General features: G+C 62.3%; 17 protein-coding genes and 1 tRNA gene. 7 read left to right on the forward strand and 11 right to left on the reverse strand.

Translation table 11 applies throughout. The features are described 5' to 3' along the window. Positions 1-61: 61 nt before the first annotated feature. From Ga0609869_RS09190 to Ga0609869_RS09225, 8 genes are all read right to left on the reverse strand, one after another. Positions 62-1,150, reverse strand: a complete 1,089-nt coding sequence (locus Ga0609869_RS09190) for a 2'-deoxycytidine 5'-triphosphate deaminase (RefSeq protein WP_125403173.1) — start codon at positions 1,148-1,150, stop codon at positions 62-64. Positions 1,151-1,228: 78 nt separating this feature from the next. Continuing rightward, a tRNA-Pro gene (locus tag Ga0609869_RS09195) sits at positions 1,229-1,305 on the reverse strand. Positions 1,306-1,354: 49 nt separating this feature from the next. Continuing rightward, positions 1,355-2,203, reverse strand: a complete 849-nt coding sequence (locus tag Ga0609869_RS09200; protein WP_125403172.1) for a MerR family transcriptional regulator — start codon at positions 2,201-2,203, stop codon at positions 1,355-1,357. A gap of 12 nt (positions 2,204-2,215) precedes the next feature. After that, positions 2,216-2,518: an integration host factor subunit alpha gene (gene ihfA / locus Ga0609869_RS09205; protein WP_125403171.1), complete on the reverse strand. Its 303-nt coding sequence runs from the start codon at positions 2,516-2,518 to the stop codon at positions 2,216-2,218. A gap of 93 nt (positions 2,519-2,611) precedes the next feature. Next, a complete protein-coding gene (locus tag Ga0609869_RS09210; protein ID WP_125403170.1) occupies positions 2,612-3,583 on the reverse strand; it encodes a beta-ketoacyl-ACP synthase III in 972 nt (323 codons plus the stop codon). Beyond that, on the reverse strand, positions 3,580-4,686 hold the full coding sequence (plsX, locus tag Ga0609869_RS09215) for a phosphate acyltransferase PlsX (RefSeq protein WP_125403169.1): 1,107 nt from the start codon (positions 4,684-4,686) through the stop codon (positions 3,580-3,582). Before plsX ends, Ga0609869_RS09210 begins: the two co-directional genes overlap by 4 nt. A gap of 27 nt (positions 4,687-4,713) precedes the next feature. Then, positions 4,714-4,923, reverse strand: a complete 210-nt coding sequence (rpmF, locus tag Ga0609869_RS09220; RefSeq protein WP_125403168.1) for a 50S ribosomal protein L32 — start codon at positions 4,921-4,923, stop codon at positions 4,714-4,716. Between the two features lie 151 nt (positions 4,924-5,074). Then, positions 5,075-5,608 (reverse strand): YceD family protein, encoded by a 534-nt coding sequence (locus Ga0609869_RS09225; RefSeq protein ID WP_125403167.1) that lies wholly within the window; start codon positions 5,606-5,608, stop codon positions 5,075-5,077. An 83-nt stretch (positions 5,609-5,691) separates the two neighbouring features. On the opposite strand from Ga0609869_RS09225, the gene Ga0609869_RS09230 reads away from it, so the two are divergent. Beyond that, complete coding sequence (locus Ga0609869_RS09230; RefSeq protein WP_125403166.1) at positions 5,692-6,150, forward strand: outer membrane protein assembly factor BamE; 459 nt, start codon at positions 5,692-5,694, stop codon at positions 6,148-6,150. Between the two features lie 11 nt (positions 6,151-6,161). On the opposite strand, the gene msrB is transcribed toward Ga0609869_RS09230, so the two are convergent. After that, on the reverse strand, positions 6,162-6,560 hold the full coding sequence (gene msrB / locus Ga0609869_RS09235; protein WP_125403165.1) for a peptide-methionine (R)-S-oxide reductase MsrB: 399 nt from the start codon (positions 6,558-6,560) through the stop codon (positions 6,162-6,164). A 109-nt stretch (positions 6,561-6,669) separates the two neighbouring features. Here msrB and Ga0609869_RS09240 point away from each other — a divergent pair, with 109 nt between their 5' ends. From Ga0609869_RS09240 to Ga0609869_RS09255, 4 genes are all read left to right on the forward strand, one after another. After that, positions 6,670-7,422 (forward strand): GNAT family N-acetyltransferase, encoded by a 753-nt coding sequence (locus Ga0609869_RS09240; RefSeq protein WP_125403164.1) that lies wholly within the window; start codon positions 6,670-6,672, stop codon positions 7,420-7,422. An 885-nt stretch (positions 7,423-8,307) separates the two neighbouring features. Next, the gene (locus tag Ga0609869_RS09245) at positions 8,308-9,465 is read left to right on the forward strand and encodes a tyrosine-type recombinase/integrase (RefSeq protein WP_125403163.1); all 1,158 of its coding nucleotides are present in this window, start codon (positions 8,308-8,310) and stop codon (positions 9,463-9,465) included. 183 nt (positions 9,466-9,648) lie between these two features. Beyond that, complete coding sequence (locus Ga0609869_RS09250; RefSeq protein ID WP_125403162.1) at positions 9,649-9,894, forward strand: helix-turn-helix transcriptional regulator; 246 nt, start codon at positions 9,649-9,651, stop codon at positions 9,892-9,894. A gap of 79 nt (positions 9,895-9,973) precedes the next feature. Continuing rightward, entirely contained in the window at positions 9,974-12,406 is a 2,433-nt protein-coding gene (locus tag Ga0609869_RS09255; protein WP_211336767.1) for an AICE element replication initiation protein, read from the forward strand. 464 nt (positions 12,407-12,870) lie between these two features. Here Ga0609869_RS09255 and Ga0609869_RS09260 read toward each other — a convergent pair whose 3' ends face one another. Both Ga0609869_RS09260 and Ga0609869_RS09265 read right to left on the reverse strand, forming a co-directional pair. Next, the gene (locus Ga0609869_RS09260) at positions 12,871-13,428 is read right to left on the reverse strand and encodes a hypothetical protein (protein WP_125403160.1); all 558 of its coding nucleotides are present in this window, start codon (positions 13,426-13,428) and stop codon (positions 12,871-12,873) included. A 1-nt stretch (position 13,429) separates the two neighbouring features. Then, a complete protein-coding gene (locus Ga0609869_RS09265; protein ID WP_125403159.1) occupies positions 13,430-14,020 on the reverse strand; it encodes a ComF family protein in 591 nt (196 codons plus the stop codon). 249 nt (positions 14,021-14,269) lie between these two features. On the opposite strand from Ga0609869_RS09265, the gene Ga0609869_RS09270 reads away from it, so the two are divergent. Further along, a complete protein-coding gene (locus Ga0609869_RS09270) occupies positions 14,270-14,536 on the forward strand; it encodes a hypothetical protein (protein ID WP_125403158.1) in 267 nt (88 codons plus the stop codon). A 53-nt stretch (positions 14,537-14,589) separates the two neighbouring features. Further along, positions 14,590-14,946: a hypothetical protein gene (locus tag Ga0609869_RS09275; protein WP_125403157.1), complete on the forward strand. Its 357-nt coding sequence runs from the start codon at positions 14,590-14,592 to the stop codon at positions 14,944-14,946. Positions 14,947-15,039 lie beyond the last annotated feature (93 nt).

A 15,039-nucleotide genomic window follows, 5' to 3' on the forward strand; every position in this document is an offset into this window, starting at 1 on the left:
ACGCGCGCGTGACTCATCCTTTGCCGCGGCGACGGACTGGCCGGACCCGCGCGTAAGCGCCTCAGATCACCCGAAAATGTTTGGAAAGCTTCAGCCCCTGGCCCTGGTAGTTCGACGCCATGTCGGCTCCATAAAGCCGCCGGGGACGGCCCGCCATGCGTTCATAGACCAGCCGGCCTACAACCTGACCGTGTTCCAGCACGAAAGGCGCTTCGTGACATCGGACCTCGAGAACACCCCGAGATCCGGTGCCTCCGGCCTCGGAATGGCCGAATCCGGGGTCGAAGAAGCCCGCGTAATGCACCCGGAATTCGCCGACCATCGCCAGATAGGGCGCCATTTCCGCGGCGTAGTCGGGCGGGATATGCACCGCTTCGCGGCTGACCAGAATGTAAAAGGCGCCCGGATCGAGGATGACCTGCCCGCTGTCGCTGCGGATCTCCTCCCAGTATTCGGCGGGGTCGTAGGCGCCGATCCGGTCCAGGTCGATGACGCCGGCATGCGGCTTGGCGCGGTAGCCCAGCAAATCGCCCGACGCCGGGCGCAGGTCGACGGAAAAGCCCAGGCCGCCGGAAATGACCGCCGGGCCGCCGGTGACCAGCCCCTGCTCGGCGTGCAGGGCGCCAAGCTCGGCATCGCTCAGCACGGCCTGGCCGCGCCGGAACCGGATCTGGTTCAGCCGCATACCGGGGCGCACCAGCACCGAAAAGGACCGCGGGCAGATCTCGGCATAAAGCGGGCCGTCATACCCCGCGGCGATGCGGTCGAATTCGGTGCCGCCATCGGTAATCGCGCGGGTCAGCAGGTCGAGACGGCCGGTCGAGCTTTTGGCATTGGCCACCGCCTGCACGTCGGCGGGCAGCGCCAGCCGCTCCATCAGCGGCACGACGTAGACGCAGCCCTTTTCCAGCACGGCGCCCGCTGACAGGTCGATGCGGTGCATTTCGAAATCGGCGAGGCGCCGGGCCACGCTGCGCCCCTCGCCGGCAAGGAACGAGGCGCGCACGCGGTAGGCCACCGGGCCCAGGCGCAAATCGAGCGACGCGGGCTGGACCTGATCGGGGGCAGGGGGCGTGTCGGCGGCGATCTCGCCGCGGGCGAGCATGGCCTCGATTTCCTGCGAGGGCAGAACCCCGGTGCCCGTGTCCATGCGTGCTCTCCGCCTCGTGCCCGGCCCCGAAACCGAAACGCCCGCCGCCCTGTCCGGGCGCGGGCGGCTTATCGGTAATGGTCGGGCTAGCAGGACTTGAACCTGCGACCTTCCGTCCCCCAGACGGACGCGCTACCAGACTGCGCCATAGCCCGACGTGGGGCGTGTATTACCATGTCTGCGCGCGGGGGCAAGACGCAAATCCTATCGCTTTTCGTCCCCGTCGGGGCGCATCAGACGGTCGTGCAGCGCCGACAGCCGCTCTTCCAGCGTGGCCAGCCGATCGGCGGGCAGCGCGCCGAGCGCGGCGCGCGCGGCGGGGCGGCGCAGCAGCGTGGTCATGGGCGATACGATCGGCGCAAAGGCCGGGTCGTCATCTTCCGGGTCGGTGGCGAGCAGACCGGCCCCGAGCGGGGTGGGCGGTGGCGGCATCTCGGATTCGGGGCCGGGGCTGGCGGCGGTGGCATCGGCGGGCGCTTCGACGCCGGGCTCCGGGCCCTCGTCCGGCGGGGCGCCCGCATCGGGGCCAGGGGCCGCGTCGGCGGCCTGTGTCGCGCCATCCGGTTCTTGTGCGGACTCCGGGGCCGGGGCCGTATCGGGCGAGGGTTCGGGCGGCGGGGCCGTGTCGGGCGGCGGGGTGTCGGGCGCGTCTTCGGGCGGCGGCGCGGGCGCGGTGTGGCGCGTGTCGTTCAGCGCCACCACGTTGTCCTCAGGCTCGGGCACGACGTCTTCGGCCATCGGGGCCTCGCTCGCCTCGGCGTCGATCACCTCGCCGCCATTGACCGGCGCAGACAGCGCCGAAACATGGCGAACCCCCTGTTCGCGCAAGATTTTCTGCACACCGCGGATGGTCATCCCGTCCTCGTGCAGCAGTTTCTTGATGCCCCCCAGCAACAGCATGTCGCTGGGCCGGTAATAGCGTCGCCCGCCCGCCCGCTTGACGGGCTTGATCTGGCTGAACCGGCTTTCCCAAAAGCGCAGGACGTGGGCCGGCGTGTCCAGCCAGTCGGCAACCTCTGAGATCGTTCGGAAAGCCTCGGGCGATTTCTCCATATCCCGCGCGCCTTAGCCGCGGTTGCCCGCGGCCACCCGTTCTTTCATCAAATGCGACGGCCGGAAGGTCAGCACGCGCCGCGGATGGATCGGCACCTCTTCGCCGGTCTTGGGGTTGCGCCCGATGCGCGCGGCCTTGTCACGCACGCTGAACGTGCCGAAAGACGAGATCTTGACCGTCTCGCCGGAAACCAGCGCATCCGACATGTGTTGCAGGACGCTCTCCACGAGTTGAGCGGATTCGTTGCGGGACAATCCGACCTCGCGAAACACCGCTTCGCTGAGATCGATCCGCGTCAATGTCTTGTTTCCCATCGTGCTCCCCCGACTCGGATACGAGTCAATTAGGCGGGCAAAGGATTTCAAAGTCAATATCAACGGGTTGGGCAGTGGAGTTTGCGCGGGTTTCTACCAGCGCAGCACAACGGCCCCCCAGGCCAGTCCGCCGCCGATGGCCTCGGTCACCACAACGTCCCCGGTTTTGATCTGGCCGCGGGCCTTGCCCACCGACAGCGCCAGCGGGATCGAGGCGGCCGAGGTGTTGCCGTGATCCTGCACGGTGACCACCACGTGATCCATCCCCAGGCCCATCTTCTGGGCCGTCGCCTTGATGATGCGCAGGTTCGCCTGATGTGGCACCAGCCAGTCCACGTCGCCCCCGGAAAGCCCGGCCTTGTCGAGCGCGGCATGGGCGGTCGCGGCAAGCTTTTCCACCGCGTGGCGGAACACTTCCTTGCCCATCATGCGAACATGGCCCGATGTGCCGGTCGACACGCCGCCGTCGACGTAAAGGATGTTGCGGTGGCGCCCGTCCGAATTGAGGTCGAGCGCGAGGATGCCGCGGTCGTCGGACGTGCCGTCGCCTTCGGCCGCCTCCAGCACCAGCGCCCCGGCACCGTCGCCGAACAGCACGCAGGTGCCGCGGTCGGTGAAATCCAGGATGCGGCTGAAGGTTTCGGCGCCGATCACCAGCACTCGCCGCGCCTGGCCCGACAGGATCAGCGCGTTGGCGTTCGACAGCGCAAAGACGAAGCCCGCACAGACCGCCTGAACGTCGTAGGCAAAGCCGTGGGTCATGCCCAGTTCGGCCTGCACCATGGTGGCGGCCGAGGGGAAGGTCAGGTCGGCGGTCGAGGTGGCCAGCACGATCGCGTCCAGATCGTCGGGCCCGAGCCCGGCATCGGCCAGCGCTGCACGGGCGGCCTTGACCGCCAGGTCGGATGTCGTCTGGCCCTCGGCGGCGAAATGGCGGCGCTCGATGCCCGAGCGGCTGCGAATCCATTCGTCGGTCGTATCCAGCGTTTTTTCGAATTCGCGATTGTCGACCACGCGTTCGGGCAGGTAGTGCCCCACTCCCTTGACGATGGCCCGTGTGATCATGGTTTTTGTTCGCTCCCGGTCCTCGCCTGCAGGGCATCTTCTTCAACGCAGGCGGCAGATGCAACCCGTGCGGCCAGCCGCTCGGTAAAGCCCGACTGCGCCAGTTCGAAGGCCAGCTTGACGGCCGCCGAAACGCCGGTTGCATCGGATGCGCCGTGCGATTTGACCACGGTGCCGTTGAGCCCGAGGAATACGCCGCCATTCACCCGACGCGGGTCGATCCGCTTTTTCAAACGGCGCAGCGAGGTGAGGGCCAGCAGCGCGGCGATCCGTGACAGCGGCGTGGCCTTGAACGCCTGACGCAGGAAGTCGCCGATCAGCCGCGCCGTGCCCTCGCCGGTCTTCAGCGCCACGTTGCCGGTGAACCCGTCGGTCACGATCACGTCCACCTTGGCCGACGGGATGTCGCCGCCTTCGACGAAGCCCACGAAATCGTAACTCGCCGACGCGGCGCAACTTGCGATCAGGTCATGGGCGGCCTTGAGCTCGGCCCGGCCCTTGTGCTCTTCGGTGCCCACGTTCAAGAGCCCCAGCCTCGGCCGCTCCAGCCCCAGGCCGTTGCGGGCGTAAGACGTGCCCATCAGGGCGTATTGCAGCAGGTCGTGCTCGTCGGCGCGCACGTCGGCACCAACGTCGAGCATGACGTTGAAACCCTGCGGGTTGCGCGAGGGCCACAGGCAGGCGATGGCCGGCCGGTTGATCCCCGGCAGCTTTCTGAGCCTGACGATCGACAACGCCATCAGCGCGCCGGTGTTGCCGCAGGACACCACCACCGGGGCCTCGCCGTTGCGTACGCTGTCAATGGCCGACCACATCGAACTGGCCTTGCCGTGGCGCATGACGTGGCTGGGCTTGGCATCCATCGTCACCACGTCGGCGGCACCGCGGATATCGACCCGGCCCTCCAGCACGCGCCGACGCGCGACCAGCCGCTCCAATTCATCGGCACGGCCGTGCAGGATGAAGCGGATATCGGGGTTCTTCGCTGCCGAGCGGGCGATGCCGGCCACCACTGCACCGGCCCCCCGGTCTCCGCCCATGGCGTCAACCGAGATCACCGTACGAGGGGCGGCGCGAAACTGTTGGTGTTGTTCTTCGGTCATCTGCGACGCGTGCCCGGGCCTTGCGGCTTACGCAGCGTCGTCTTCGTCCAGATCGATCTCGTCGGCCTGGGCCACGATCTCGCGGTCATCGTAATGACCGCAGGCCGGGCAGACGTGATGCGGGCGCTTCAGCTCGCCGCAATTGGTGCACTCCGCCGGGTTGCCGGGCACCAGCGAGTCGTGCGAACGGCGATTGTTGCGGCGCGACCGCGTGACTTTGTTCTGAGGGACAGCCATGTCTCAACCTCGGTCTCTGTCAGGGCCAGCGCCCTTGGAATTTCAGGGGATGAGCGACGTCGACGCGCTTGGCGCAGCGTCCCACCCAACATGTAAACGAGGCCGGGAACATACTCGGATTCGGTGTGGGCGCAAGCGTTTTCTCGCGGCCTCAAGAGCCCTTGTCGCGCTTGAGTTTCGCCAGAGCCGCCATCGGGTGGGCGTCGGCGTCGGTCATCGGCGCCACCCCCGGCGCGGCAAAGACCGCCTCGCCCAGGTCAGCCCCCTCGGCGCGGGGGTAGAGCGGCAGCGCCAGCGCCAGCGCCTCTTCCATCACCCGGTCGAGGTCGATGATCTCGGGCAGGGGCTCTTCGGTGTCGTCCTCGGGCATTTCCGCCTCTTCGCCCTCGGGCTCGGCCATCCCGGCGCGATAGCGACGGACCACGGTCTCGTCGATGCGGGTGGTCACCGGATCCAGCGTGACCGTGCAGGGCTGTACCACGGTGGCGCCGAGCCGGCCCTCGAGCTGCCAGTCGGCACGGTTTTCTGGCATGAGCCGCCCCTCGAACCGCAGCTTTCTCAGCGCGCTCAGCCCCAGCCGATCGGCCAGCGCGGCGCGCGCCTCGGCATCGGGGACGATGCTGAAATCATGTGCCTTGCCCTGCGACAGGCGGGCCGGGTAGACGCGATGGGGCAGCTCGGCCATGGGCGCGTTCGTTCCTTTCTTGAACCGCAGCCGTTCCTTCTGTAAGCGGGAACGACGGACAGGGTGCATGGCAAGGGGACGGAATGCAACAGCCCGCAGGCGTTGTGAAACTGGCATTGGCGGTCGCCCTGGCCCTGGGGCTGAGCGCCTGCAGCCCGATCTATCGCAACCACGGTTACGCCCCCACCGAAAGCGAGCTGTCCGAGATCGTCGTCGGCATCGACAGCCGCGACGCGGTGGCCGAGCTTGTGGGCCCGCCCGCGACCTCTGGCATGATGCGCGACGACGCGTGGTATTATGTGGCCAGCCGCTGGAGGACCGTCGCCTACCGCGCGCCGGAACTCATCGAGCGCCAGGTGGTTGCGGTGTCCTTCGACGACGATGGCACGGTCGCGAATATCGAGCGCTACGCGATGGAGGACGGCCGGGTGATCGCCCTGAACCGCAGGGTGACCGACGACAACGTGGCCGGCATCAGCTTCATCCGCCAGCTTCTGGGCAATATCGGCAATTTCGACGCCGGTCAGTTCCTGGGCGAATAGCCCGCGCCCGGTCACGCGCCCTCGGGCTCGAAATCCAGCGCCACCCCGTTGATGCAATAGCGCAGCCCCGTCGGCGCCGGCCCGTCGGGAAATACATGGCCCAGATGCGCCTCGCACCGGGCGCAATGTACCTCGGTGCGGCGCATGAACAGGCTGCGATCCTCCTTTTCGCCGACGGCCTCGGCGTCCATCGGCCTGGTAAAGCTGGGCCAGCCGGTGCCGCTGTCGAACTTGTCGGCCTGGTCGAACAGCGGCGCGCCGCAACACACGCAGTGGAAGTTGCCGGGCGCCTTGGGAAAATCGTCATGGCTGAAGGCACGCTCGGTGCCGTGCTTGCGGGTCACCTTATAGGCGAGCTCGGACAACTGGCCGCGCCATTCGGCATCGGTTTTCGTGATCTTTTGGGGCATTGTGTCTCTCCAACGCTGTCAAACATGTGTCACATCTTGTGTGATATCGCGGTCTGAACGATATGTAGCCAGGCGGCGCCGAACCGCCAGTGTTGTTGGAGCAGCTGTGATGCTAACCCTGCGCAAGGGCCGCTATGCGGCGCGCCTGGCAGAGAGCCGGGCCGACATCGAGGCCGCCCAGCGGCTGCGCTTTGTCACCTTCCGCGCCGAGGCGGGCCAACCCGCGGGCGCGGGGCGCGACGCCGACGCCTTCGACGACATCTGCCGCCACGTCCTGGTGGAAGAGACCCGGACCGGTACGCTGGTCTGCTGCTTCCGGCTGTTGCCGCTCAGGGGCGGCGGCGAGATCGGGCAAAGCTATTCGGCCCAGTTCTACGAGTTGTCCGGCTTGCAGGATTTCGATGGCCCCATGGTCGAGATGGGCCGCTTCTGCATCCATCCCGACTGGCGCGACCCCGACATCCTGCGCGTGGCCTGGGGCGCCATGACCCGTTTCGTCGACGAGGAGGGGGTCGAGATGCTGTTCGGCTGCTCGTCGTTCAAAGGCACGGAGGCCGAGGCCTACATGGACGCCTTCGCGCTGTTGAAAGAGCGCCACCTCGGCCCCAAGCGCTGGCTGCCGCGCGTCAAGGCGCCGAACGTGTTCAGGTTCGCGCAGAAACTCCGGCGCCGCAAGCCCGACGCCAAGCGCGCGATGCTGGGCATGCCGCCGCTGCTGCGCAGCTACCTGGTGATGGGCGGGTGGGTGTCCGACCACGCCGTGGTCGACCGCGACCTCAACACGCTGCACGTCTTCACCGGGCTGGAAATCCGGGCCATCCCGCCCGCACGAAAGCGGCTGTTGCGCGCGACGTCCGGATGAGGCGTCGGCCGGCGATCCGTCCGGCAAAGACGTCGATCACGAAGCCGACGCAGACCATCGCCTGCCGGGTCGAGGCACATGTGACGTCGGACAGCCGAAGCGGATTGCGCCTCTGCGCGTCATAGGCGCTGACCTGCTTCGATATCGCGTTGGCACTGCGCGCGCCTGCCAAGCCAAAAGTAGAGGGCATCCATGGTTGCGGGCGCGGCTTCGTGTTCCTCCTTGCTAATCTTGGCCATCCAGTCCCGCCGCCACTTCCAGTGCGCCGAGTGCCAAGCAAGTAATACTTCCGATGACAGCGGCATAACCAACCCAACAGATAACGATTTCCGATCTGCGCCTACGATTGGCGTGAAAGCTGGCCGCAAGTGTCGCAAAAACCCAAGTCGAGGCCGCCGCGGTCACACCATATGCCCATCATTCGAAGGCGTGGGCGACACGGCCGGTGGGTAGGACCTCAAGTTGATCAAGCTGGAACAGGGTAGCGACAAGGGCGCCGGATTTAATCGTGAGCGCGGCAGTGATTCCCGCCTTTGCGAAATCCGCATTCCATCGTTCGCGTTTTCGCCCACTGCGTCTCCCCCTGTGAGCCCGTTGCCCCAGCGTTGTCTTGGACGGAAAAGCGCCAAAGAACCCTGAGCGACGTTTTTTAACTTCTTGATTTTTTGTGGTGTTTTGGCTCCGGCGGTAGGATTCGAACCTACGACCAATTGATTAACAGTCAAGCGACGATATTTATTCACTTGGTGCGTGGTGATGCGGTTCGTCAGTAAAAACAAGTGTTTGCACCTATTTTGCAACGATAATCAATCGGTTGACAGTGCGCCATAATGCGTCTTAGTGACATTGCGCGTTGCAAAACGTTGCAAAAATGGAGCGAGACAGATGACCACCGCAATCGACTTCACCAAGCCCGCGCGCCTGATGAAAACGCCTCCGGGAATGTATCGCCACGACGGCGACCGCTTTCCGGGCCTCTACCTGAACGTCGGCAAGACCAAGAGCACTTGGTACATCAAGCGCCGCGTCGATGGGAAAACGAAGTCGATCAAGATCGGCGGCTTCCCGGCGATGGACGCGACCACCGCGTTTAAACAGGGCGACACCAAGACAGGGGTTGCCAAGAGCGACATTCAGACGGTTCGCGACGGCTGGCGCTTCTGGTGCGACACGTCGCAGGCACAAGGCGGCATGTCCGACGCCCACCGTGAGCGCATGACGCGCCAGCTTGAGATGCACGCGAAGGAGATCATGGACAGCAACGTCGCGGACGTGACCTCGGCAGACGTGCAGGCCGTCCTCAACCGCCTCATGGCAGACGGCAAGAAGGCAACAGCGCGGGCCGTGCGCATCGGGATCGGGAACGCCTTCAACTTCGCCCCGGTGGTGAACCCCGTCGGGCAGAAGAAGACACGCGTCGCTAAGAGCGACGAGACAGAGGCGCAGTGGACGGCGGTTGCGCGGGCGCACGACCTCGACGCGGACGACTGGTCGGTGATCTGGGAGGCGATCATGGCGCGGCGGGAGCAGAACATCATTGTCGGCACGGCGGTCGCTGTCATGTTCCTGACGGGCATCAGGTCAGAAAACGTCTGCTCGCTGTCGTGGGATCAGGTCGATCTACAGAACAAGACGATCCACCTGACCAAGATGAAAAACAAGCTCGCGCGCACGCTGCCCGTCATGGACACGGTGATCGAATTGCTCAAGGCAATCCGTCAGTCGGGCAGCGAGTGGGTGTTCCCGGCGTCGTCGGCCACCGGATACATCACGGACCCCAAGGGCACGTTCGCAGAGATCGACGGAGAACGCGTTCGTGTATTTCTGCCTCACGACGGTAGGCGTCACTTCATGCAGGCGTCAGCCGAGGCGTTTTTGCCCGACTACGTCGCCCATTTCCTGCGCGGCGACAAGAAGGCGGGCGAGGGCAGCGACATGCTCATGAAATACCTCAAGCGCATGGGCAATCGCCGCGCCGTCGAGGACATTGAGAAAGTCTACTTCGAGCGGATTAAGGTAGAACCTGATTTCAGCCTTGAATGATGCGCGAAAGCGCACCATGTTTGCAGCGCACCTATGCCCGTCGTGAGACGCGCGCCATTCTGGCGGTGCACAGCATCCCGAGCGCGCGGCGACACAAGCGGCTTGGTAGATGAAGGCCCGCAGTGTCGCGTAGCAACAGAGGGCGTCTGTCTGATTAGGACATGACGAAAGGACTCTGTTGCAATGTCCACAGATGAAATCCGTGCGCTTGAGCGCCGTATCGAAGATCTGGAAACCCAGATCACTACCCCAAAACTTATGACGCCTCGTCAGGTGTGCGACTTCCTGCAAATCTCGGAACGCCAGTTCTACGAGTGGAAGCGCGCAGGCGACAGCCCGCCCGCGATCTATTGGAGCGAGCGCACCGTTCGCTACGATCTCGACGCCGTGATGGCATGGGCGAAGCAAAAAGAAGTGGGGCAGGCATAAGGCCCGCCCCACTGGATCAGCGTCGTCACGAAATTGGGAATAAGTCGGTTATACACGCTGACTTGGCGACGCTGAACCGGTGAAGCGGGTCCATCCTGAAAATGGTATGGACAACAAATCAGCATTGAAAGAGTTGGTTGGCTACGGTGGCCCCGACTATTGGCTCTATCGCGGAACGAATGGCTATTCGATGCGCGAGGGCAAGATCACAGACGAGATGATCGACGCGCATTTATCAGGCGATACCCCGCTTGGCATGAACATTGCGAGCGCGGAGCGGAAAAGCCGCTTCCTCATCTTCGACATTGATGACCACGACGGAAAGTTGGACCCCGCAATCATTGGTTCGCGGTCAGGCGCAATCGCGGGCGCGCTCGTCGCGCACAAAATTCCGTTCTTCGCTGTCCGGTCAGGCGGTGGTCGCGGCGTCCATCTGTGGGTCGTCTTCGAACGCGAGTTTTCATCCGATCAGATCATCAATTCGGGAAAGAAGATTCTCGAAACGGCGACAACGATCCTGCAAACCGTTTGGCCGAACGAGGCATTCACGGTCGGCACAAAAGGCTTGTTTGCGGACAGCGACAACCATCAGATCGAAATCTTCCCAAAGGGGCAGAAAGACCACTACAACGTCGCTCTACCACTTTCTCGCAAGTCGCGCGCACTGCGGGTCGATGGCGTAGACGAAAATGGTTTCGCTCACTTGGTCGATGGTGACGAACTCAAAATTGAGTTTGCGAAGCAGCAAAAGTCAGGCCCGAAGTCGAAAGAAACGGGGATCGACTACGATGCCGCTTTCGACGCCTTCATCTCGCGCTACGATGTGGAAACATACGATCAATGGGGCGCAGCTGCCTTGTGCCTGATCGCTGCATTCGAACGCAAAGACGGTCCACGATCTGATTGGGCGCGCAAACGGTGGACGGAATGGTCCAAGACAGCCGACGCCTACAAGCGTGGAGACGAGCAGAAGTGGTTCAACACGGGCACGTCGCAATTTTCGCCCATCACGTTTTGGCTGTATGCCAAGGAGAGCGGCTACACAGGCGGCACACCCTACAACAAGACGGAATCGCGCAAGCTCACCGCCCTTTCGTTTCTCGACGACGTGCGCTTGCTTCGTGACGAGGTAGGCGTGGGATACGCGCAGATTGGCGACCGCAACTTCATGCCCATCCGTTCGACCGCGTTCAAACACCACGTCACGCTCGGTCTGTTCAACGACAAAGGGCTGACGCCTGACGACACGACATTGAACTCGGTGGTCAACTACGCAGACGCCCTCGCCTCGCAGACCGACAGAGAGGCGGTTTGGCTGCGCTTTGCCCAAGCTGGTGCATCTCGGTACGTGTTCCTTGCGGATGACCTGTGTCAGGTCGTCGAGATCGACGCTGCGGGATGGCGCGTGGTCGATGATCCGCCAGTGGTGTTCCGTCGTGGCGATTGCCTGCCCATGCCTGTCCCCCAAAAGGGTGAGCTATCGGAACTCTGTGACTTCCTGAACGTGGGCGACGAGGAAATGCCGTTCCTGCTCGCATGGATGGTCACGGCGATGTATTTCCCTGGGCAGGCGTGCCCTATCGCGCTTCTCGATGGCCCTGCGGGTTCGGGCAAGTCATCGGCTTTGCGGACGATCATCGAAACGATTGATCCGAAGGTTGGCGCGCAGGCAGGCGAACCAAAGAGCGAGGATGATCTGTTCGCTGCCGCATACAACGCGGGAACGGTATCGGGCGACAATTTCTCGTCCATCGCGAAAATCAGCGATCCGTTGTGTCGCCTATCAACAGGCGGCGGCATTCGGAAGCGCAAGCTGTATACCGACTTCGAAAGCGTCTCCATGTCGGCAAAACGCCCCATCATCATCGCGGGCATTGATCCGACGTTCTACGCGGCCGATTTGTCCGAGCGCATCGTGCGGATCAGGCTGCATCGTCCTGACGAATATCTCAACGATATGCAGTTCGAGAGCATGTTGAAGGAGAAGCGCGCAAGGTTCACAGGCGCACTGCTTGACCTCGTTGTGCTTTGTATCAACGAGGCGGATCAGATCGAGTATAGCGGGTCACGCTTCGCGACTTTCTGCCGTGTGGGCGAAGTGATCGCGCGCCACTTGGGGCGACCCGATGGTTGGTTCGTCGAACGCATGGCCGAGAAAAGCGCGGAAGAAATGGCCGACCTCGAACACTCGGACAGCGTTTTCGAATTCCTGACGCGGCAGATTGCGTCCTCGGGTGTCGGTGATCGGCGTTGGGAGGCAAACTCGAAGCAGCTTTGGGAGTCGATGCAGGAGCAAATCGAAGTCGGGCATTTGACGGTCGCCCGCGATGATGTGCCTCGCTCGCCGAAAGGCATGGGTAGCCGTGTGGAGCGCGCAATTCCAATGCTCAAGCAACACGGTGTTCGGGTCGAGAGAGGCCCACGCAGGACATTCATCTTTGAGTGGGATGACAGCAGTCAGGAAGCGATTGACGCTGTGATCGAGATGGCAAGTCAGAAGTCGGCATTCTGAGTTTGTTCGACTTGGTATTGATGGGCGGGGTGCGAGTGCGCGCTTCGCCCATTTTTCGGCGTGCTGCACGGTTGCACGGTCGCGCGGTCGGTTATCAAACTCTGTAACGCCATTGGTTGGTTGTTTGTATGGCGGGGGTGGACACAACCAACCAACTAAAAATTCCATTAGTTTCGAAAATCACGGTTCAACCGTGCAACCGTGCAGAGGCGGCATTGCCCTCGCGATTTGGCTGGTTACCTCCTCCCGCTATCTCCACCTGATTGTTGCGAGACAGTCGCAACTACGTGTCTGAAAACAGACCGATTGATTGTTAATCAAGTATTTTGGTCAAAAACTGGCTGCGCAGTCAATCGGTTAGCCGTTTTGGCGCAGCCTCTTGCAACGCGCTTTGCAACGGCGACGGAAATCTGGGCGAAAACCGGTCAGCAAGGTTGACATAACTGGATAACGGCCACGAAAATTTAGATCGGTAATCCAAGTTGCGGATTGATGACTTCAGAAAGCATACGGCTCAAGCCGATTTTCCTCTCTGCTTGGTTCCTTGCGCCGCTGGACATAACCGAAACCAAATTATTCAAATCACTGGGCTCTTTTACGTTCACGAAAGACTTGATCTTGTTCACGAAAACAACGCACTTCTTCCCGTCTTTGATCAATTCAATGACGTTGCTTAGCGTTCCAGCACTTGCGGCGTCCCATAGCATTAAGCCGTAATCAGCATCTGCCGCCATAGCCTTGTCTTTGGCTGTGAAGAACGCCCGCGTACCCGGTTCTGCGGAGGAATGAATGAGTTTGACCTTCCATCCACCGACGTTATTCCGAGGTTCGTTACCCGAGCAATAGACGGTTACGTTCTCGGCAAACTGACTCCGCAATTCGCTCTGAATGGAAGTGTCCGCACCGTTTGCATCGCCGACAACCACTTCAAGATCATCGGCCACTATGTTTCGAATGCGTTCGATGAACTTCGGGTCGAGCCGCTTAATCTTGATAGAGCCTGCTATGAATACCTTGGCCATCTTATTTCCATGTTAACGTTGCGACGTAGATTTTGTCGATCTTGCGGTAGGTTCGAAGCGAGGCGCACACAGCCTCCATCGAAGCCCCTGAGTCAAATAGGTCATCCACCACCAAGGCGTTCCAGCACCCTTCGTTCGTGATGGTGTCCTCAATAATAAACCTGCCTTCGAGCGCGGCAACCTTTTCATCCTTGGTGCCAAGGTTCTTGAGCGCCACAGTGCCGTTCGCTGCCGCAGTCTTGCAGATGATGCCTTCGAAGGATTCAACCTTGATCCGCTTCGCTACCGCTGCGGCCACCTCGTAGACAGGTTGGCGCGCCCTTGTTATTGAGGCGGGTACAGGGATGACCAGCCCGATTGGGCCAAGCTTGGGCGCGATGTGTTCTACGATGGCGTCCGCCAATGGCTCAACCTGATCCCAATCTGAGCGGTACTTCAGCTGATAGACGGCCTCACCTGCTTCTGTTCGGTGGTTGTCGAACATCGGATAACCCGCTTCATTGTGCCCGAGGAAATTGCTGTAGAGCATGTGCTTGTCGAGCGCGTATCCAATGTCCCAGTTCCCTTCGATCTTTCTCAAATTTGCTTTCATGAAAACCGCCTGCAGTTGTATTCGGGGGAAGTAAAGTAGTCGCTTAAGTTCCGAATTTCATCCCCCGGGCGACAGATGATTTCTGTCACCTGCTTTCGTCCCGTCTCCACCTCATTCCCCAGAACAACGCCCCGACAGCGGGTGATACGCATTTCGTGCTGGGTCTGCGCGCATCGGGAATGGCCTAGCATCGGCTCTCCTATTTGCCGCGATGGACCCGGTGCGCGCCACAACACAAAGGACATGACAATGACCATTACCGCAACAATCGACGAGCACGAAGCCGTCAACCTCACCTACACCCGCATGAACACCACGTCGAACCTCGGTGTGCCCGATGCTGCCGCCTTTGCTGACGACCTCAAATCGACGCTCGAACCCGATCAGGGCAACATCTACCGCGACGGCTACAATGTATTGGTGCAGCCCGAGGGCGTGACCGTCGAAGTTCACCCACACTCGTTCCCTATCCCGTGGCAGCATATCACCTCCGTGGTCGCCCAACTGCGAGCCTGATGTTTGGGGATAGCCCCCAATCGCCCGAGGCGGCCTTGGTCACGGCAATCTTGATGCAGGCCTACCGCGACCTGTTCGTGATCGCCAAGCCCGACACCTACTCGACCTTCACGACGCAGGCGGAACAGGATCAGGCAATCGCGTTCCTGACGGATCGAACAGGCCCACACGCCCGCCACCGTGCCTTCCTGTGCAGCCTGATCGGTTGGGATGGTAACGTGCTCGCAGAGCGCGTTCGACGCATGATGGAAGGTGCCGACTTCCCGTTGCCCACAGACCGAACGCCCGCTGCTCAAAAGCGCCACGCGCAAGCCGTCGAAACCCTTCGGGCGCGTTGGCTCCACCTGAAAAACACCCCTTCAAAACGCGCTCCACCTGCTTCTGCGGTCGGGGCAGCAAGGGCCGCTTGATACATTGCCTGTGACGGATCGGTGGTCTCGTCATGTCCAATCAGAGAAACGGACATGGGCCTCCGCCTGTGTCCGTTTTTGGTTGTGACATGA

It is taken from the genome of Rhodovulum iodosum, from assembly GCF_041020385.1.
Classification (GTDB): Bacteria; Pseudomonadota; Alphaproteobacteria; order Rhodobacterales; family Rhodobacteraceae; genus Rhodovulum; species Rhodovulum iodosum.

Coding starts and splice junctions, on each gene's coding strand:
- plsX (WP_125403169.1), bottom strand. CDS start 4,686: ATGACCGAAGAACAACACCAACAGTTTCGCGCCGCCCCTCGTACGGTG.
- Ga0609869_RS09275 (WP_125403157.1), top strand. CDS start 14,590: ATGCAGGCCTACCGCGACCTGTTCGTGATCGCCAAGCCCGACACCTAC.
- Ga0609869_RS09260 (WP_125403160.1), bottom strand. CDS start 13,428: ATGGCCAAGGTATTCATAGCAGGCTCTATCAAGATTAAGCGGCTCGAC.
- Ga0609869_RS09225 (WP_125403167.1), bottom strand. CDS start 5,608: ATGGCCGAGCTGCCCCATCGCGTCTACCCGGCCCGCCTGTCGCAGGGC.
- rpmF (WP_125403168.1), bottom strand. CDS start 4,923: ATGGCTGTCCCTCAGAACAAAGTCACGCGGTCGCGCCGCAACAATCGC.
- Ga0609869_RS09190 (WP_125403173.1), bottom strand. CDS start 1,150: ATGGACACGGGCACCGGGGTTCTGCCCTCGCAGGAAATCGAGGCCATG.
- Ga0609869_RS09230 (WP_125403166.1), top strand. CDS start 5,692: ATGCAACAGCCCGCAGGCGTTGTGAAACTGGCATTGGCGGTCGCCCTG.
- Ga0609869_RS09270 (WP_125403158.1), top strand. CDS start 14,270: ATGACCATTACCGCAACAATCGACGAGCACGAAGCCGTCAACCTCACC.
- Ga0609869_RS09265 (WP_125403159.1), bottom strand. CDS start 14,020: ATGAAAGCAAATTTGAGAAAGATCGAAGGGAACTGGGACATTGGATAC.
- ihfA (WP_125403171.1), bottom strand. CDS start 2,518: ATGGGAAACAAGACATTGACGCGGATCGATCTCAGCGAAGCGGTGTTT.
- Ga0609869_RS09200 (WP_125403172.1), bottom strand. CDS start 2,203: ATGGAGAAATCGCCCGAGGCTTTCCGAACGATCTCAGAGGTTGCCGAC.
- msrB (WP_125403165.1), bottom strand. CDS start 6,560: ATGCCCCAAAAGATCACGAAAACCGATGCCGAATGGCGCGGCCAGTTG.
- Ga0609869_RS09240 (WP_125403164.1), top strand. CDS start 6,670: ATGCTAACCCTGCGCAAGGGCCGCTATGCGGCGCGCCTGGCAGAGAGC.
- Ga0609869_RS09250 (WP_125403162.1), top strand. CDS start 9,649: ATGTCCACAGATGAAATCCGTGCGCTTGAGCGCCGTATCGAAGATCTG.
- Ga0609869_RS09210 (WP_125403170.1), bottom strand. CDS start 3,583: ATGATCACACGGGCCATCGTCAAGGGAGTGGGGCACTACCTGCCCGAA.
- Ga0609869_RS09245 (WP_125403163.1), top strand. CDS start 8,308: ATGACCACCGCAATCGACTTCACCAAGCCCGCGCGCCTGATGAAAACG.